Source organism: Bacteroides sp. 3_1_23 (genome assembly GCF_000162555.1).
Taxonomy (GTDB): domain Bacteria; phylum Bacteroidota; class Bacteroidia; order Bacteroidales; family Bacteroidaceae; genus Bacteroides; species Bacteroides ovatus.
The window spans coordinates 2716113-2733256 of record NZ_GG774949.1 but is presented as its reverse complement, the minus strand read 5'-3'; the positions used below and the strand labels follow the sequence as shown (position 1 = coordinate 2733256).

15 protein-coding genes are annotated in these 17144 nt (G+C 40.8%); 13 read left to right on the top strand and 2 right to left on the bottom strand.

Annotated elements, in window-relative coordinates; genetic code table 11:
* The first annotated feature begins 73 nt into the window (after positions 1-73).
* The 3 genes from HMPREF9010_RS13515 to rimI all read left to right on the top strand — a co-directional run bounded on the left by HMPREF9010_RS13515 (position 74) and on the right by rimI (position 3367).
* Entirely contained in the window at positions 74-1318 is a 1245-nt protein-coding gene (locus HMPREF9010_RS13515; protein ID WP_004300622.1) for an ABC transporter permease, read from the top strand.
* Positions 1319-1448: 130 nt separating this feature from the next.
* Positions 1449-2915, top strand: coding sequence for a RimK family protein (locus HMPREF9010_RS13520; protein WP_008648715.1), 1467 nt, complete (start codon positions 1449-1451; stop codon positions 2913-2915).
* A 2-nt stretch (positions 2916-2917) separates the two neighbouring features.
* Positions 2918-3367 (top strand): ribosomal protein S18-alanine N-acetyltransferase, encoded by a 450-nt coding sequence (gene rimI / locus HMPREF9010_RS13525; protein ID WP_008648714.1) that lies wholly within the window; start codon positions 2918-2920, stop codon positions 3365-3367.
* Positions 3368-3397: 30 nt separating this feature from the next.
* Here rimI and HMPREF9010_RS13530 read toward each other — a convergent pair whose 3' ends face one another.
* Together HMPREF9010_RS13530 and HMPREF9010_RS13535 are read right to left on the bottom strand one after the other, a co-directional pair.
* Positions 3398-4570: a glycosyltransferase gene (locus HMPREF9010_RS13530; protein WP_008648713.1), complete on the bottom strand. Its 1173-nt coding sequence runs from the start codon at positions 4568-4570 to the stop codon at positions 3398-3400.
* Positions 4571-4626: 56 nt separating this feature from the next.
* Positions 4627-5652 carry an AI-2E family transporter gene (locus HMPREF9010_RS13535; RefSeq protein WP_008648712.1) on the bottom strand — a complete coding sequence of 342 codons (1026 nt, stop codon included), beginning with the start codon at positions 5650-5652 and terminating at the stop codon, positions 4627-4629.
* A 730-nt stretch (positions 5653-6382) separates the two neighbouring features.
* Between HMPREF9010_RS13535 and HMPREF9010_RS26705 the strand changes: the two genes are divergently transcribed.
* The 10 genes from HMPREF9010_RS26705 (at position 6383) to HMPREF9010_RS13570 (ending at position 17136) form a co-directional block, all read left to right on the top strand.
* Positions 6383-6514 carry a hypothetical protein gene (locus HMPREF9010_RS26705; protein ID WP_255299422.1) on the top strand — a complete coding sequence of 44 codons (132 nt, stop codon included), beginning with the start codon at positions 6383-6385 and terminating at the stop codon, positions 6512-6514.
* The gene (locus HMPREF9010_RS13540; RefSeq protein ID WP_008648710.1) at positions 6514-7545 is read left to right on the top strand and encodes a pesticidal protein Cry7Aa; all 1032 of its coding nucleotides are present in this window, start codon (positions 6514-6516) and stop codon (positions 7543-7545) included. The genes HMPREF9010_RS26705 and HMPREF9010_RS13540 overlap by 1 nt, the downstream gene beginning before the upstream one ends.
* On the top strand, positions 7542-9734 hold the full coding sequence (locus HMPREF9010_RS13545) for a glycosyltransferase (protein WP_008648708.1): 2193 nt from the start codon (positions 7542-7544) through the stop codon (positions 9732-9734). Before HMPREF9010_RS13540 ends, HMPREF9010_RS13545 begins: the two co-directional genes overlap by 4 nt.
* A gap of 191 nt (positions 9735-9925) precedes the next feature.
* Positions 9926-10282 (top strand): hypothetical protein, encoded by a 357-nt coding sequence (locus tag HMPREF9010_RS0124375; protein ID WP_157453728.1) that lies wholly within the window; start codon positions 9926-9928, stop codon positions 10280-10282.
* The gene (locus tag HMPREF9010_RS25010) at positions 10257-10469 is read left to right on the top strand and encodes a hypothetical protein (protein WP_008648704.1); all 213 of its coding nucleotides are present in this window, start codon (positions 10257-10259) and stop codon (positions 10467-10469) included. Before HMPREF9010_RS0124375 ends, HMPREF9010_RS25010 begins: the two co-directional genes overlap by 26 nt.
* Before the next feature lie 907 nt (positions 10470-11376).
* A complete protein-coding gene (locus tag HMPREF9010_RS13550) occupies positions 11377-12129 on the top strand; it encodes a FadR/GntR family transcriptional regulator (RefSeq protein ID WP_004304171.1) in 753 nt (250 codons plus the stop codon).
* Positions 12130-12176: 47 nt separating this feature from the next.
* Positions 12177-13193: a hypothetical protein gene (locus HMPREF9010_RS13555; protein WP_004321345.1), complete on the top strand. Its 1017-nt coding sequence runs from the start codon at positions 12177-12179 to the stop codon at positions 13191-13193.
* 35 nt (positions 13194-13228) lie between these two features.
* Positions 13229-14140: a dihydrodipicolinate synthase family protein gene (locus tag HMPREF9010_RS13560; protein WP_004304169.1), complete on the top strand. Its 912-nt coding sequence runs from the start codon at positions 13229-13231 to the stop codon at positions 14138-14140.
* Between the two features lie 116 nt (positions 14141-14256).
* Positions 14257-15897: a sialidase family protein gene (locus HMPREF9010_RS13565; RefSeq protein WP_004326612.1), complete on the top strand. Its 1641-nt coding sequence runs from the start codon at positions 14257-14259 to the stop codon at positions 15895-15897.
* Positions 15898-15903: 6 nt separating this feature from the next.
* Complete coding sequence (locus HMPREF9010_RS13570; protein WP_004304167.1) at positions 15904-17136, top strand: MFS transporter; 1233 nt, start codon at positions 15904-15906, stop codon at positions 17134-17136.
* The last annotated feature ends 8 nt before the right edge of the window (positions 17137-17144 follow it).

The window sequence follows — 17144 nt, the reverse complement described above, 5'->3', positions numbered from 1 at the left end:
TTAAGTATTAACCGTAGTTTCTGGGGTGTTTGTTGCTGCTACACTTAATACTTAATACCTAATACTTAAACAAATGTCTTTATCACTTTTCATAGCCCGGCGTATCTATCGTGAAAGCGATGGCGGAAAGCAGGTGTCACGTCCTGCGGTCCTCATTGCCATGGCGGGTATTGCTATTGGTTTGGCCGTAATGATTATTGCAGTGGCGGTAGTCATCGGGTTTAAAAGTGAAGTGAGAAATAAAGTTATAGGATTCGGGTCGCATATCCAGATAACTAATTTGGATGCGGTCAGTTCTTACGAAACCCATCCCATTGTGGTAGGAGACAGTATGATGACTGCTCTTGCTGATTATCCGGAGATAAGCCATGTGCAGCGTTTCTCTACCAAACCGGGTATGATTAAGACCGATGACGCTTTTCAAGGAATGGTGTTGAAAGGTGTAGGTCCGGAGTTTGACCCCCATTTTATAAAAGAGTATTTGGTAGAAGGGGAGATTCCTGTTTTCAGTGATTCAGTTTCTACCAATCAAGTACTTATCTCGAAAGCGTTGGCAACTAAAATGAAGTTGAAACTGGGAGATAAGATATATACCTATTATATACAGGATGATATTCGCGCTCGTCGCCTGACGATTGCCGGAATTTATCAGACGAATTTCTCCGAATACGACAACCTCTTTTTACTGACGGATCTTAATCTGGTGAATCGTTTGAACGGTTGGCAACCGGAACAGGTGACCGGTGTGGAATTACAGGTGAAAGATTATGATAGACTGGAAGATATAACCTATGAGATCGCAACTGATATTGACAACAGGCAAGATGAGTTGGGAGGTGTGTATTATGTGCGTAACATCGAACAACTGAATCCTCAAATCTTTGCTTGGCTTGATTTATTGGATTTGAACGTATGGGTGATTCTGATTTTGATGATAGGAGTTGCTGGCTTCACCATGATTTCCGGTTTATTGATTATTATCATCGAACGTACCAATATGATTGGGATTTTAAAAGCATTGGGAGCCAATAATTTCACGATTCGCAGAACCTTTCTTTGGTTTGCAGTCTTTTTGATTGGCAAAGGAATGTTTTGGGGCAATGCCATTGGCTTGGCATTCTGTATCCTTCAGTCTCAATTCGGATTCTTTAAACTTGATCCGGCGACTTATTATGTAGATACTGTTCCAGTTTCTTTTAATGTTTTACTTTTTATCTTGATTAATTTGGGCACTTTGTGTGCATCTGTATTGATGTTGATTGGTCCTTCATTTCTTATCACTAAGATCAATCCGGCAAGCTCCATGAGATACGAATAATCCTCTTTTTTCCTATCTGATTTTTACTGCAAAAATAATTTGGTCTATTGCGTGATGTGGAGTGAATAATATGTCTATATTTGCGCCCAATTTACTTAATATCCTCTTGTAGGTTTAATTTTTAACCATTATGAATAATGTGTTAATTCTGTTGGATAATCTGGATGACTGGAAACCGTATTATGAGACAAGTAGTGTCCTGACTGTTTCCGACTATCTAAAAAACAAGCCGGTGGAGAAAGACCGGAAGTTAGTTATTAATCTTAGCAATGATTACAGCTATAACTCTGAAGGGTATTACTGTTCGCTGCTAGCCCAAACGAGAGGACAGAAAGTCATTCCGGATGTTGATATCATCAACAAAATGGAGGTTGGAACGGGGGTGCGGATGGACCGTAGTCTGCAAGCCCTTTGTTATCAATGGATACAGAAGAATGACATCAAGGATGATATCTGGTACCTGAATATTTACTTTGGCAAATGCCGGGAAAAAGGTCTGGAACGGATTGCGCGTTTTATTTTCGAGAATTACCCTTGCCCATTGTTAAGAGTGGCTTTGAATACTCATCCCAGAAATCAGATCGAGGGCATTCATTTTCTTCCCCTGAATCAGCTTAATGATGCAGAGCAGGATTTCTTTGCCAATACGCTGGATAACTTTAACAAGAAAATATGGCGTGCACCGAAGTCGGCAAAGGCTTCCCGTTACAGTCTCGCTGTATTGGTCGATCCACAGGAGAAATTTCCTCCCAGCAATAAAGGTGCTCTGCACAAATTGACGGAGGTAGCTAAGAAAATGAACATCCATGTGGAGATGATAACCGAAGATGATGCTATCCGTTTGCTCGAATTTGATGCCTTGTTTATTCGTACTACAACTTCACTCAATCATTATACATTCCATTTGTCACAGTTGGCTGCACAAAACGGAATGGCTGTTATTGACGATCCGTTGTCTATCATTCGGTGTACGAACAAAGTGTATCTGAAAGAACTTTTTGAGAAGGAAAAGATATCTGCTCCTAAGTCTACATTGATTTTTCAATCCAACCATCATTCGTTTGAACAGATAAGCGAACTGGTAGGTGCTCCTTTTATCCTGAAAATACCGGATGGCTCTTATTCCATTGGTATGAAAAAAGTGTCGAACGAAGAGGAACTGCAAGCCAGTCTGAAGATACTGTTTGAAAAATCGGCAATCTTGCTGGCACAGGCATTTACTCCAACGGAATTTGACTGGCGTGTCGGTCTATTGAACGGTGTACCGCTCTATGCTTGCAAATATTATATGGCAAAAGGACACTGGCAAATTTACTGTCACTATGATTCGGGCAGAAGCCGTTGTGGATTGGTAGATACGATTCCTATTTATCAGGTGCCTCGTGTGGTATTGGATACAGCTGTAAAGGCTGCCAATCTGATAGGAAAAGGGTTATACGGAGTCGATCTGAAAATGGTGGATGATAGGGCTTATGTGATTGAAATCAATGACAATCCGAGCATCGATCATGGACTGGAAGATGCCATTATCGGTGATGAAATGTATTACCGTTTGTTGAATCACTTTGAACAAGTGCTAGAAACAAAACATTATTGATTATGGAGCCGATAATCGTCCGTAAAGCACAGCAGGCAGACATTCCCGCTATTTTGGAAATAGAGTGGGAGTGTTTCCGGGAAGACAGTTTTTCAAAAGAGCAGTTTGCCTATCTGATAAGCCGTTCGAAAGGAACTTTCTATGTGATGATGGAGGCGGATAGGGTGATCGCTTATGTCTCCCTGTTATTTCATGGGGGAACTCGCTATTTAAGAATCTATTCGATAGCTGTTCATCCGGATTATAGAGGAAGAGGACTGGGGCAGGTATTGATGGACCAGACGATTCAGACGGCCGGTGAATGTAAGGCTGCAAAGATTACGCTTGAAGTGAAAGTGACCAATACTTCCGCTATCGGGCTATATATGAAAAATGGCTTTATTCCTGTTGGAATAAAGCCATGCTATTATCACGATGGTTCGGATGCTATTTATATGCAGCGATTGATTTAACAATAAGTCTGCCTTTTCACGAAATCCGGTTTATCTTCTCATGAAATCTCCTTTTCCCCGGAAGAAACGACAGAGTTTGAACTTCAATGACTGTATAGGTTGGATAAGGTCGAAAACTGGTAACGAGAAATAGTATTTTCGTCCTCCACCCATTTCTTTTGCCGTGCGGTTGATAATGACAGCTTGTACTGTAAAGCGCAATAGCCAGATCAGGAATGCGATGCCTGCCACCAGCCAGTGGAAATTAAGAATCCCGAATACGATACCTGCTATACAGGCAATATAGAATAACAAACGGGAGAATGTCTCAAATCCCAGGAGGTAACGCTGTATTCCGTGGTAGAATCTGGCAGTAGCCATATAACTAACCTTTTCTTCTTTCCAATCTTTGTAGCGATATACGGGCTGTATCCGTGTGGTAGCGTTGAAGTCTGTTTCAACACGGGTGTTGGAGGAGGTAGCTAGTTCATTAATGAATAAATCATCTTCTCCACGTTGCAGATTCAGGTATTTGGAGAAACCTTTCTGTTGAAAGAATAGTTCTTTTCGGTAAGCCAGGTTGCGTCCGATACCGATATAAGGTTTTCCGGCTAGCGCGAATCCCAGATAGCGCAAAGACTGGAATAAAGCGTCGAATGCAGTACGTTTGTGCAACCATCCTTTTGTGCGGTCGTATCCGCTATATCCTAACACAATTTGAGTCTGTGGAGTGAAATTACGTGCCATCAGTTTTAACCACTGGTTGCTGGCGGGCATACAGTTTGTTTCCGTAAATACCAGCCAGTCATGTTTGCTGGCTTTGATGCCTAACGTCAGAGCCAGTTTCTTATGACTGATATAGCGTGCACTTTCGGGCGTAAAACTATGGTAAAGATGAGGATATTTTTCTTCCATCACTCCCAGTATATCCTCGGTGTCATCTGTGGAAGCATCATTGATGACAATCACTTCAAATTGTGGATAGTCCTGTTCCAGAATGGCAGGTAGAATTTTACGAAGATTTTCAGCCTCATTGCGTGCGCAGAGAATCACGGAAAGTGGAGGCTGTTCTCGTGTGAAATGTGCCTCTTCTTTGTCCACAGCCTTATTGTGGACATGTATTCGATTGTACAGGCCGAAATAATAAATGAGCTGAATGATAAAAAGAATACCTGCCGCCGATAAAAGAATCAGTTCGACAGTATTGAATGTAAATGTTTCCATCAAATTATAGTGTCGTTTTTACAGCCGCAAAAGTACACAATTTTTCGGTAGTTCCGTCATCTCGATGGGAGGTTATTTCGCAAGTCGAGATATTCTTTCTTGAACATATCCACAAAAAGAAAGAATAATGAAAGAAGCAACGGACCGAAGATGACTCCCATAAACCCGAATATCGGCAGACCGATGACTACTCCAAAAATAGTGATAAGCGGATGCGTATCCGCCATCTTCTTTTGAAGGATGAACCGGATGAGATTGTCCGATTGCGATACGACGATAGCCCCATAGCCAAAAAGCCCGATGGCGTTGAACCAGTCTCCGCTGATGGCAAGATAAGTGGCTACAGGAAACCATACCAATGCCGTACCTACCATCGGAATGATGGTTGCAAAGCAGGTCAGGAATCCCAGCATCAGTATGTTCGGTGCTCCGAAAAGCAGATAGCCTATCATAGCCACGCCTCCCTGGATGATAGCCAGTAAGGGAATACCGATAGCATTGGAACGGACAATCATATTGATTTCGTGAATGACTTCCTGCGTATTGGTTTCATTAAATGGCAGAATGTCATTGACATAAGCTTCCATCTTTTTTCCTCCAATCAGCATGAAATAAAGCACAAAGATCATGACGAACAGGTTGATGGCAAGGCTGCTGATGCTTTCCATTATAATTTGTCCGATACGGGGAAGTATGGACATGATGAATGACAGCGTATCTTTTCCCAATACATCGTATCCTGTTTTCTCTTTGATGAATTCTGCTACCTGTTGAATAGGTGCAATATAGGTCTGTGGATCCAGATTGATATCCTGTAACTTGTTTGCCACCATCCAGACAGTCAATCCCAAAGGGATAAGAAAGACGAAAATCGTTTCTGCGGTAATCAACAGTGCGCTGATGCTTCGTTTCAGCTTTCGTTTTTCTACCAGATGATTCATCTGTCCGCGTACAAGAATGTAGATGGTGAGTGCTCCCAGCAATCCCCCCAGGAAAGGAGTGATTTGGCGGAAGATGATGACTCCCATAAACAGGATGATGACAATGAGGGAATATTTCCAGTATTGTTCTTTGGTGCTCATATCGTGTAAAATTCGTTTATATGATAATAAACACTCGAAGACCGTGAAAGGTTTGTTTTACAGTGAAATGTCGATATGATCATCATTGAATTATTCCATCGGATATTCGTTAATATCCGATGGATTTATGTTAAATGTTAACGAAACTATTGATTCTATTAAACCATGTTATAAGATACGCTGCTTGAGCCTGAAAATTTGGAGATATGCAGAAAGTCCGTATCTTTGCAATGTGTTTTTCATAGTATTAGATTTAAGGTTAACAAAAGATTGGCTGTCTGGGATAGATAGCCTTTTTTTATGCTCTTTTCCAAGCAAAAACATAGCGTCACTATCCGGTCGGGATGGTTACCCTATCCCATGAATATACCGTCACTATCATAAGTGGATACCGTCACCATGTTTAAAATGAGTTTTTTCTGTCTTTTCTATTATTCTCATCCTATCGTGAGTTGTCAATAAAATTCCAATATGCTTATTCGTTGGAATGGTGATTTGGTAAATTGTTGATATTTAGCGGCATTTATTGTTTGGATCTTATATGCTATGTTTTTGTACTTATAAGTATTCGTTGACTATTCATTAGCTACCTTAAATGTACTTTACTGTTATAAAAGAATAATAATCAAAAGTTTATCGTATTACCGGAAATTAATACCGTAACTTGCAGAAAAGGAAATCCCGTCTATTTTATCCCCGAATATAAACTATCCTAAAAAAGAAATGAATTATGAAAGGTCAAGAGAAAAAAAGAGAAGCAAAGAAAGAAAAGTCGGACAAGAAGATTAAAGTATTGACTGATTATCAGAGAGAGAAGCAGAGTAAGAGTGACAAAGGAATGAGTATAATACCAAGGACATAATGGTACATGTAAAAAAGGAAGGTGTTATATTGGAAAGAACTTCGCTTGAGTTTGAGAACGAAGGTGTGATGAATCCGGCAGTGATTGCCGAAGGAAATACGGTGCATATGTTTTATCGTGCAGTCAAAAAAGGAAACTATTCATCCATCGGTTATTGCCGGCTTGAAGGCCCTTTAACGGTGGTAGAGAGGGATGTGGCTCCATTGCTGTTTTCCGAGTTTGAGTATGAGTGCCAAGGAGTGGAAGATCCCCGGATCGTGAAGATAGAGGATCTCTATTATCTCACTTATACAGCCTATGACGGATACAGTGCTGTCGGTGCTCTCGCTGTTTCTTCGGATTTGAGGCATTTTGAGAAGAAAGGCATCATTACTTCCCAGATAACCTATCCGCAATTCCGGGAACAGCTTCGTACCCAGCAGGCTATTATCAGTAAATATTTCCGCTCCGGCAATAAACGTGAGGCAACTAACGAGAAAGGGCATCCGCTCTATATGATGGATAAGAACGTAGTGTTCTTTCCCCGTAAAATCAACGGGAAGTTCTACTTTATGCATCGTATCCGTCCTGACATCCAGTATGTGGCGGTGGAACGTCTTGATATGCTGACGAAAGAGTTCTGGAAAAGATATTATCAGAATTTCGCCAAACGCATCCTGCTGGCGCCTTATCACGATCATGAATCAAGTTACATCGGAGCCGGATGTCCCCCGATAGAGACAAAAGCCGGTTGGCTGTTGATTTATCATAGTGTATATGATACTCCTTCCGGCTATGTTTATTCCGCCTGTGCGGCTTTGTTGGATATAGACAATCCGGCTATTGAAATAGCCCGTTTGCCTTATCCGTTGTTCACTCCCGAGGCAGAATATGAACTGTCCGGTGTAGTCAATAGAGTTTGTTTTCCAACGGGCACAGCCCTGTTTGGTGACACTCTCTATATCTATTATGGAGCAGCCGACAAATATGTGGCTTGCGTGTCAGTGCAACTGACAGAGTTGTTAGATGAATTAATAAAACAAATCAAATGAGAAAAATAATATGTATTACTACTTATCCTCCTCGTGAATGTGGCATAGCCACTTTTGCCCAGGACTTGATCCGGGCTATCCTTTCAAAGTTTGGAGAATCTTACTCCATAAAGATATGTGCAGTGGAGTCCGATACGGAAAAACAGACTTGTACGGAAGACGTCGAGTATGTTCTTGATACGTCGGATATTTCTGCCTATGCTACTTTGACCAGACAGTTGAATGAAAATTCTGAAGTTAAAATGGTGCTGGTGCAGCATGAATTCGGATTATATGCAGCGCAGGAAGAAGCTTTTCTGCAAATGTTGCAACAACTTCTCAAACCCGTGATTCTTGTCTTTCATACAGTACTTGCGCAACCTTCACCCGCCCTTTACCGGAGTGTGGGAAGAATGATGGCTACCTGTGCGAATCTGGTAGTCATGACACAAAACTCCCGGGAGATTCTCCTGCGGGATTATCAGGCAGATGGAGATAAAATTGCGGTGATTCCTCACGGTACCCATTTAGTATCGTTCAGAGATAAGAGCAAATTAAAAGATTTTTATCAGCTTTCGGGCAGGCGTGTGCTTTCTACCTTCGGGCTGCTTAGTCCCGGCAAAAGTATCGAAACCACATTGGATGCCTTACCGGCCATTGTGAAGACGAATCCTTCTGTGATATTCCTTATTATCGGCAAAACGCATCCGGGGGTGCTGAAAGTAGAAGGAGAGAAATATCGTAATCTGTTGGAAGCGAAAATAAAGGAGTTGCATCTGGAAGAACATGTGCTCTTTATCAATCAATATCTTGAACTTCCCGTCTTATTGGAATATTTGCAGTTGACAGATGTGTATCTTTTTACTTCAAGTGACCCGAATCAGGCAGTGAGCGGGACATTTGTTTATGCGTTAAGCTGCGGATGCCCGATTATAGCTACCCCTATTCCCCATGCATTGGAATTGTTGAGTGATGATTCCGGTATCATCTTCGATTTTAAGAACTCGGAGCAGTTGTCCGAAGCTGCCAATCATCTGCTTGCTGATGAAAAGTTGCGGACTCAGATGAAACTGGTCGGTCTGCAGAAGACAGCGGCTACAGCTTGGGAAAATGTGGCTATTGCCTATGCGTCTCTTTTCCAGAAAACGGGCAGGGTGGAAGAGGAACTGATTTACTCTCTGCCTCCCATAGACACTTACCATATCCGGCGCATGAGCCGCCAGTGGGGAATTATCCAGTTTTCGAAAGGAAATCGTCCGGACAGTTCCACCGGCTATACATTGGATGATACGGCACGTGCGTTAATGGCGATGTGTCAGGTGGTTGCTACGGGACAGGGAAAAGTGAAAGAGCGGTATGTCAAGACCTACTTGAATTTTATCCGTTACTGTCAGCAGCCGGACGGCTCTTTTTTGAATTACGTGGATAAAGATGGAATATTCACTTCGCAAAATGAGGAAGTGGGACTGGACGATAGTAATGGACGGGCTGTTTGCGCTTTGGGATATTTTATTTCTTGTGCCGGGCATTTTCCCGCTCCGTGGAAAGAGGAGGCGGAAGCTATTCTCAAGCGTACCTTCCAACGGTTTGACCGGATAGAGTCTCCCCGTAGCATTGCTTTTATGCTCAAGGGATTCTACTATTATAGCCGTGAATGTCCTTCGGCGCAGACCGATGCGTGCATCTGGCTGCTGGCCAATAAACTGGCGCAGATATATCGTCGAACGGCAGAAGTACATTGGCGATGGTTTGAGGCATATCTCACTTATGATAATGCCATTTTGCCGGAAGCAATGTTGTTGGCCCATCTGGCTATTGGCAGAGAGGAGTATAAAGAAATAGCCCGTGAATCTTTCGAATTCTTATTGAAAAAAGTATTTGTAGGCAATCGTATTCAGGTGGTTTCCAATCAGGGATGGATGCACAAAGGGAAGAGCAGTCATGGATTTGGAGAACAGCCCGTAGACGTGGCGGGCATGGTGATTGCTCTGAAGACCTTTTATCAAGTATTTAAGGACGAAAAATATCTTCGTATGCAAAAAGATGCTTTCAACTGGTTTCTGGGCAATAACCATTTACATCAGATTGTTTACAATCCTGCTACCGGTGGTTGCTATGACGGACTGGAAGAAAATAACATCAATTTGAATCAGGGAGCGGAATCTACCGTTTGCTATTTGATGGCACGACTGTCTCTTTTATCTGACTAATTTCGTATAATTGCAGGCATAAACTGCAATGTTATGAAATCGGTATTTATTAAGGTGCTTCGTGTACTGATGCTTTTTTCTCAATAAAAGGTTTCTCTCATTATTCTACTTTAGCCCTTAGTCGTATGTTTGGCGGGAAGAAGGATATCCTCTACTCCTTCATGGCATAAGACAGCATAGCTTGGCGTAATGTGATTTACCGCATTACGACCAAGCTTATCTGCAATGTGACAGCCCGGCAAGACTTCAAGAAAAGTCATCTGCCTATGGTCTTGATTAGTGATGACTCCGATTTGCCCAAAAGCGGTGTGAAGATGGAATTTATTGGGAAGATCTTTTCCCATGTACATCAGAAGTGTATTCTCGGCTATAAAGCCCTTATGCTGTGTTGGAGCGATGGACGTACCCAATTTATGCTCGATGCTTTCCTGCATGGAGGAAAAGGAAAATTAGAAGGAAAGGAACAGGGGGTGACTGTCCGACAAAAACTCCTATATAACCAAGCGCAAAGAAGAGTATTTCATGAGCAAAGGAAACAAACTCATTGAAATGGTAAAACGAGCTATTCGTGCAAAAATACCATTTGAATACCTGCTGGTAGACAGCTGGTTTACTTGTACCAAGCTTGTGGATTTAGTTTCCAACTCTCACAAGAAATTTCATCTTTTGGGTATGGTGAAGATGGGCAATACCAAATATGTCACTAAGAAATGGGGGAAGTCTCTGCTAAAGTAATCATCGGGAAACTAAAGAGTTCAAAGTCTATAAGATATAGTCGCCGTTACAGATGTCACTACACGATGGTCGATGCAACTCTCGCAGGCAGGGCTGTCAGACTATTTTTTTTGTCGACGTGGAAAGAATGAAGGCCGGAAAGTCTTACTGACAACCGATACAAAAATGGATTTCATGCGAGTTTACGAAATATATGCAATGAGATGGTCTATAGAGGTTTTCTTTGCAAATGGGAAAAGAATATTGGGATTGGCTGATTGTTCTGCAAGGGATTCTCTTAAATTTCACACATCTCATTGGTGATGATACGCTATAATTTGCTCGCTTCAATAAAGCGAATCCATGACTATGAAATAATCGGGGGACTCTTTGCTGAAATTTATGAGGGAGTACATGAGTTAACTGTGATTGAAAAATATGGGGTATCATACTCGAAGTGGTAGCAGTGATTGCTGAATTTACAGGAGCTGACTCGGAAGAACTCATTCTTTAAGTCATTGAAAGTAATAAACGTCTAGACACATTCCGAGCATATGCTCAAACGGCATAATTTCTAAATCCGAAACTTGAGTAAGAATGTCCTCCAATCTGATTTTTAGACTCATGTGTTTATGCATGGATGACATCCTATATATGTGATTCAAGAATTTCTTTAATTGCTTATTTAGGAAGTATGGCTATTCTATAAATATACCTTCACTATAGTAGATATCGCTACTATGGTTAAAATGAGTATCTCTGTCCTTGCTATTGTCCTAAATGAGAGCTCAATATGTACTAAAAGTATGTTTCTCAACATAAATGTGCATTTTCTTATTATAATGCCCTTGCATTCTAAAAAAAATCTTTTAATATTGCATTTGTATTATTTGTCTGACAAATAATACAAATGATAGAATCTAATAATATGAAGATAGAAATTAATCAAACAACATTGATCGATCAGGTAGAAGACAGCTTACTTACCTACTTTAAAAAGAATGATTTGAGATGTGGAGATTCTATTCCCAATGAGAATAATCTGGCCGCAGAATTAGGAGTTGCAAGAAGTGTTGTCAGAGAAGCTTTGAGCCGTTTGAAAATGATGGGACTGATTCATGCGCGCCCTCGTAAGGGAATGGTTTTGACTGAACCTTCCATTTTAGGTGGAATGAAAAGAGTGATAGATCCTCGTGTTTTGAGTGAAGAAACAATTTTGGATTTATTGGATTTCAGAATCGCACTTGAAATAGGAATATCAAGTGATATTTTCCGTAAGATAACTCCTAAAGATATTGAGGAATTGAGCGAGATTGTGAAAATGGGAATTGTTTTCGAGAATAACGAGTATGCGTTAATCAGCGAATCGGCTTTTCATACAAAACTATACAAAATTACGGGAAATAAAATAATATCTGAATTTCAGGAAATCATTCATCCTATACTTGTCTATGTGAAAGAAAAGTTCAAAGACTACTTAAAACCTATAAATATAGAGATGAGTAAAAGCGGCAGAATAGCTACTCATGCTGATTTATTGGATTTTATAAGAAAAGGAGATGAGAAAGGCTATCGTGATGCCATTGAAAGACATTTTGAGGTTTATAAGATTTTTAAAGTGAACCGGAGTCTGGAATTGATGGCAGAGAAAAACGAAGAAGAAAGGATAGATAGTATATGAGAAAACTGTATTTTTTTATTTTATATTTATCTTTAATTTTATCATATATGAATACGGCTTGTTCGAGAAAAGGAGAAAATAAGATAGTAATGCAATGGGAAAACTCATTGTTACTTCCGGGATGTACCGGTATGCTGAAAAACGTTGGATTGGCTGGTGCATACTCAGGAATAGTAGAGGATAAATTACTAGTGCTGGGAGGAGCCAACTTTCCTGATAAATATCCTTGGGAGGGAGGAGTTAAAACTTGGTGGTCTACTTTATATAGTTATGATCTGCACATGGATAAGTGGACTGTTTATGATGATTTCCTTAACAGCCCATTAGCTTATGGAGTTTCGATATGCTTGCCGGAAGGGTTATTATGTATTGGAGGATGCGATCGTATGCAATGTAGCGATAAAGTTTTTCTCATAAAAAAAGAGGGCGTTTCATTTGTAGTAGATTCTGTTAGTTATCCGGCTTTACCGGTTCCGTTGGCAAATGCAACGGGGGCTATTGGGGATAACTGTATTTATATTGCTGGGGGGCAGGAAACTATGACAAATGAACAGTCGACCAATCATTTTTATATGCTTGATTTATTGCATAAAGAAAAAGGATGGCAGAAGATGCCCGGTTGGGAGGGACCATCGCTCGCCTATGCGGTAAGTGTGGTTCAGGGAGGACGATTCTATCTTTTTAGTGGAAGGAGTTATGCTCCGAATGAAGTGATGGTAGAATATACGGAGGGGTACGTATATGAACCAGGTAGCAGGAAATGGAGCAAAATAGCTGGTAATTTTCCTGTAATGGCGGGGACTGCTATTCCATATGAAAAAGACAAGATAATACTACTGGGAGGAGTTGAAGAAATACTACCTACATCTCCCGAGCATCCGGGATTTAGCCGTAAGTTACGAGTCATCAGTACAGAAACAAATTCTTTGGTGGATTCTTTAGACTGCCCTTATCCTATTCCTGTTACGACAAATGCGGTTTATATGGGGAATGACGTTTACGTGGTAAGCGGTGAAATACAACCTGGTATACGAACTCCCTTAATTTTGAAAGGAACTTTCTGAAAATAAAGTAAAATAACAATCTAATTAAATGCACTATGAACAATTATGAAAAACTGGAAGGTATGGTTGCGGCCACCTTCACCCCATTGGATGAGAATGGGGACGTAAATTTATCTGTTATTGATAAATATGCTGATTGGATAGCATCGACTCCTATCAAAGGGGTATTTGTGTGCGGCACAACCGGTGAATTTTCTTCATTGGCGATCGATGAGCGTAAATTAATTCTTGAAAAATGGCTCGTTTCTGCCCGTAAGCGATTCAAGGTCATAGCTCATGTAGGCTCAAACTGTCAACGAAGTGCAATGGAACTGGCACGTCATGCTGCACAAGTAGGGGCCGATGCTATTGCTTCAATTGCTCCCTCTTTTTTTAAACCGGGAACAGTAGATGAATTAGTTGATTTTTTTGCACCTATTTGCCACTCTGCTGCTGGCTTACCTTTCTATTATTATAATATGCCATCGATTACAGGGGTTAATTTGCCGGTGGATAAGTTTTTGGTAGAAGGGAAAAAGAAAATACCTAATCTGGTGGGTACTAAGTTTACTCATAATAACCTGATGGAGATGGGAGTTTGCATAGAGTTGGAGCAACATCGGTTTGAAGTATTGCATGGTTATGATGAAATTCTTATTTCCGGCTTGGCTATGGGAGCTGTAGCAGGAGTTGGGAGTACGTATAATTATATACCTAATGTCTATCAGGCTATTTTTGATTCAATGAAAATGAACGATTTGGAAACGGCTCGCCACAATCAGATAAAATCCATACGTACCGTGGAGGTTATTATTAAATATGGTGGCGGAGTGCGCGGTGGCAAAGCGATTATGAAGCTGATAGGTATTGATTGCGGTTCTTGCCGGTTGCCGATAAAACCTTTTTCTGTTGATGAATATGAAAAACTAAGAGGTGATTTGGACGCTATAAAATTCTTTGAATTCTGAAAATAATAAAGAGGAGATGACAGTAAAAGTGTATTGCTGGGGTAAGCTACTTTACTTTCTGTCTATCCCCTCCAATCTAGTTAAATGCGTTCAAAATTACCTAAAATAAAGATACTATGAAAGTAAGTAAGAAAATATTTATCATATTTTCGATGATTTTGTTATTGGTGTCACCGGTCACATCTTTAGGTAAAGACATAAAATGGGTACTGGAGAGACCTGTTATTCCTGTGTTGGTAAAGAAACCGGCAAATCCTGTAATGAAGATAACTTTAATCAGGACAGATAATCAACCTTATGTTATCCGGCAAATAGATCTGGATTTATTGGGGAGCACGAATGTGGCAGATATTGTTTCTGTTGCCATATATGGTGCGAAGAAGAATGGACTGATAGATACGTCTCGTTTACTTTGTAATGCACTTCCCGCTACACAAAAAATGTCATTTACTAATGAAGTGCAGGTTAATCAGGATTCTTTGTCTTTTTGGGTAGCCGTAACATTGAAAGATACGGTTTCACTGGATCATCGTGTTCAGGTTAATTGTAACCGGGTGAAAACCACGAAAGGCAATCTGAAAATTTTGGATAAAACAAGTAAACCTTTACGAGTAGGAGTAGCTGTACGACAGAAAGGACAGGATGGATGTATCTCATCACGTATTCCAGGATTAGCTACTAGTAATAAAGGCACTTTATTGGCCATTTTTGATGCCCGCTATGATTATCCTCGTGATTTGCAGGGAAATATAGATATTGCTCTTCATCGTAGTACAGATAAGGGAGTAACTTGGCAACCCATTCAAACTGTTTTGGATATGGGGGAATGGGGAGGTTTACCACAGAAATACAATGGAGTGAGTGATGCCTGTATTTTAGTAGATAAAAATACTGGTGATATTTATGTAGCAGGATTATGGATGCACGGTCTGCTGGATAAAGACGGAAAGTGGATAGAAGGTCTGAATGAAAACAGTACGAACTGGACACATCAATGGAAAGGTAGAGGTTCTCAACCAGGAACAGGGCTAAAAGAAACTTCCCAGTTTATGATAGCAAAAAGTACGGATGATGGTCTTAGCTGGGGCTTTCCGGATAATATAACCTCAAAGACGAAACGCCCTGAATGGTGGTTATTTGCACCTGCACCCGGACAGGGAATTACGTTGACAGACGGAACGTTGGTATTTCCTACACAAGGACGTGACGAAAACGGGCTTCCTTTCTCGAATATTACGTATAGTAAAGATCATGGAAAGACGTGGGTGACCAGTAATCCTGCATATCAGGATGTTACGGAATGTAGTGTCGTACAATTGGGTGACGGCGCCTTGATGTTGAACATGCGTGATAACCGGAACAGAGGAAATAAAGACGTGAACGGTCGTAGAATCTGCACAACTATTGATCTGGGAGAAAGTTGGAAAGAACATCCAACTTCACGGAGAGCACTCGTAGAACCTACTTGTATGGCAAGTCTGCATCGACATGAGTATATGGAAGAAGGAAAGAAGAAAAGCATGCTTCTGTTTGTAAATCCGAATAATTATGGGACAAGAGATAATCTGACTTTAAAAGTTAGTTTTGATGATGGAATGACTTGGCCGGAAGAACATTGGATTCTTTTCGACCAATATCGTAGTGCCGGATATTCCTGCATTACATCCATAGATGAAAATTCAATAGGTATATTATATGAGAGTAGTCAGTCGGATTTAGCTTTTATAAAAATCAATTTAATAGAGATTTTAAAGTAAACGGACATGAATAATAAAACTTCAAATATATATCCTTGGGTAGTGGTTGGGCTGCTGTGGGGTGTTGCCTTGTTGAATTATATGGACAGGCAAATGCTTTCCACTATGCGAATTCCAATGATGGAGGATGTGCGGGAATTGGAATCAGCAGCCAATTTCGGTCGCCTGATGGCTGTATTCTTGTGGGTATACGGACTGATGAGTCCTTTATCGGGGATTGTCGGTGATCGTATGAGCCGCAAATGGTTGATTGTAGGTAGTCTGTGTGTGTGGTCAGGAGTTACTTACTTGATGGGATATGCCACCACTTTCAATCAACTCTACTGGTTGCGTGGAATTATGGGAATTAGTGAAGCGTTGTATTTACCTGCTGCTTTGTCATTGATTGCCGATTTTCATAAAGATAAGACTCGTTCGTTGGCTGTGGGAATACATATGACAGGGTTGTATGTGGGACAGGCTATCGGTGGATTTGGGGCTACTTTTGCAGCAATCTATTCCTGGCATACAACATTCCATTGGTTTGGTATTATAGGTGTGGGTTATGGTGTTATTCTGGCATTTCTTCTGCGTGATAAAGAGAGAGGAAGTGTATCAGAAAATCAGAAGATGAAAAAGATTCCTGTATTGAAGAGTTTGGGAATGTTATTTTCCAATGTCTTTTTCTGGATTATCTTATTTTATTTCTGTGTACCGGGCACCCCGGGATGGGCGGCAAAGAACTGGTTACCGACTCTTTTCTCTGACAGCTTATCTATTGATATTTCGGTAGCAGGTCCTATGTCTACTATTTCTATAGCTTTGTCCTCATTATTCGGTGTGTTGGCAGGTGGATATATATCCGACCGTTGGGTATTAAAAAATGTACGTGGAAGAGTATATACTGGTGCTATGGGTTTGGGGCTTATCATACCTTCCTTGTTGTTTATCGGATATGGTCATTCTATTTTCGCACTGGTGATGGGGGCTATGCTGTTTGGGATAGGTTTTGGTATGTTTGACGCAAATAATATGCCTATTCTCTGTCAGTTTGTGTCTGCACGTTACAGGGCAACTGCCTATGGTATTATGAATATGTGTGGTGTATTTGCCGGAGCTACTATTACGAGCCTTCTGGGTGAGTCGATGGATGCCGGACATTTGGGACGCGATTTTGCGTTGCTTGCTATACTGGTATTTGTTATGCTGGTCATTTTGGTCACTTGTCTGCGACCTAAAACGATTGATATGAAAGATTAATCCTTATA

Bases quoted from the DNA above. Each gene is read 5' to 3' on its own strand.
- HMPREF9010_RS13570 (WP_004304167.1), top strand. From the start codon at position 15,904: ATGAATAATAAAACTTCAAATATATATCCTTGGGTAGTGGTTGGGCTG.
- HMPREF9010_RS13520 (WP_008648715.1), top strand. From the start codon at position 1,449: ATGAATAATGTGTTAATTCTGTTGGATAATCTGGATGACTGGAAACCG.
- HMPREF9010_RS26705 (WP_255299422.1), top strand. From the start codon at position 6,383: ATGAAAGGTCAAGAGAAAAAAAGAGAAGCAAAGAAAGAAAAGTCGGAC.
- HMPREF9010_RS13515 (WP_004300622.1), top strand. From the start codon at position 74: ATGTCTTTATCACTTTTCATAGCCCGGCGTATCTATCGTGAAAGCGAT.
- HMPREF9010_RS13550 (WP_004304171.1), top strand. From the start codon at position 11,377: ATGAAGATAGAAATTAATCAAACAACATTGATCGATCAGGTAGAAGAC.
- HMPREF9010_RS13530 (WP_008648713.1), bottom strand. From the start codon at position 4,570: ATGGAAACATTTACATTCAATACTGTCGAACTGATTCTTTTATCGGCG.
- HMPREF9010_RS13535 (WP_008648712.1), bottom strand. From the start codon at position 5,652: ATGAGCACCAAAGAACAATACTGGAAATATTCCCTCATTGTCATCATC.
- HMPREF9010_RS13540 (WP_008648710.1), top strand. From the start codon at position 6,514: ATGGTACATGTAAAAAAGGAAGGTGTTATATTGGAAAGAACTTCGCTT.
- HMPREF9010_RS13560 (WP_004304169.1), top strand. From the start codon at position 13,229: ATGAACAATTATGAAAAACTGGAAGGTATGGTTGCGGCCACCTTCACC.
- HMPREF9010_RS13555 (WP_004321345.1), top strand. From the start codon at position 12,177: ATGAATACGGCTTGTTCGAGAAAAGGAGAAAATAAGATAGTAATGCAA.
- HMPREF9010_RS13565 (WP_004326612.1), top strand. From the start codon at position 14,257: ATGAAAGTAAGTAAGAAAATATTTATCATATTTTCGATGATTTTGTTA.
- HMPREF9010_RS25010 (WP_008648704.1), top strand. From the start codon at position 10,257: ATGAGCAAAGGAAACAAACTCATTGAAATGGTAAAACGAGCTATTCGT.
- rimI (WP_008648714.1), top strand. From the start codon at position 2,918: ATGGAGCCGATAATCGTCCGTAAAGCACAGCAGGCAGACATTCCCGCT.
- HMPREF9010_RS13545 (WP_008648708.1), top strand. From the start codon at position 7,542: ATGAGAAAAATAATATGTATTACTACTTATCCTCCTCGTGAATGTGGC.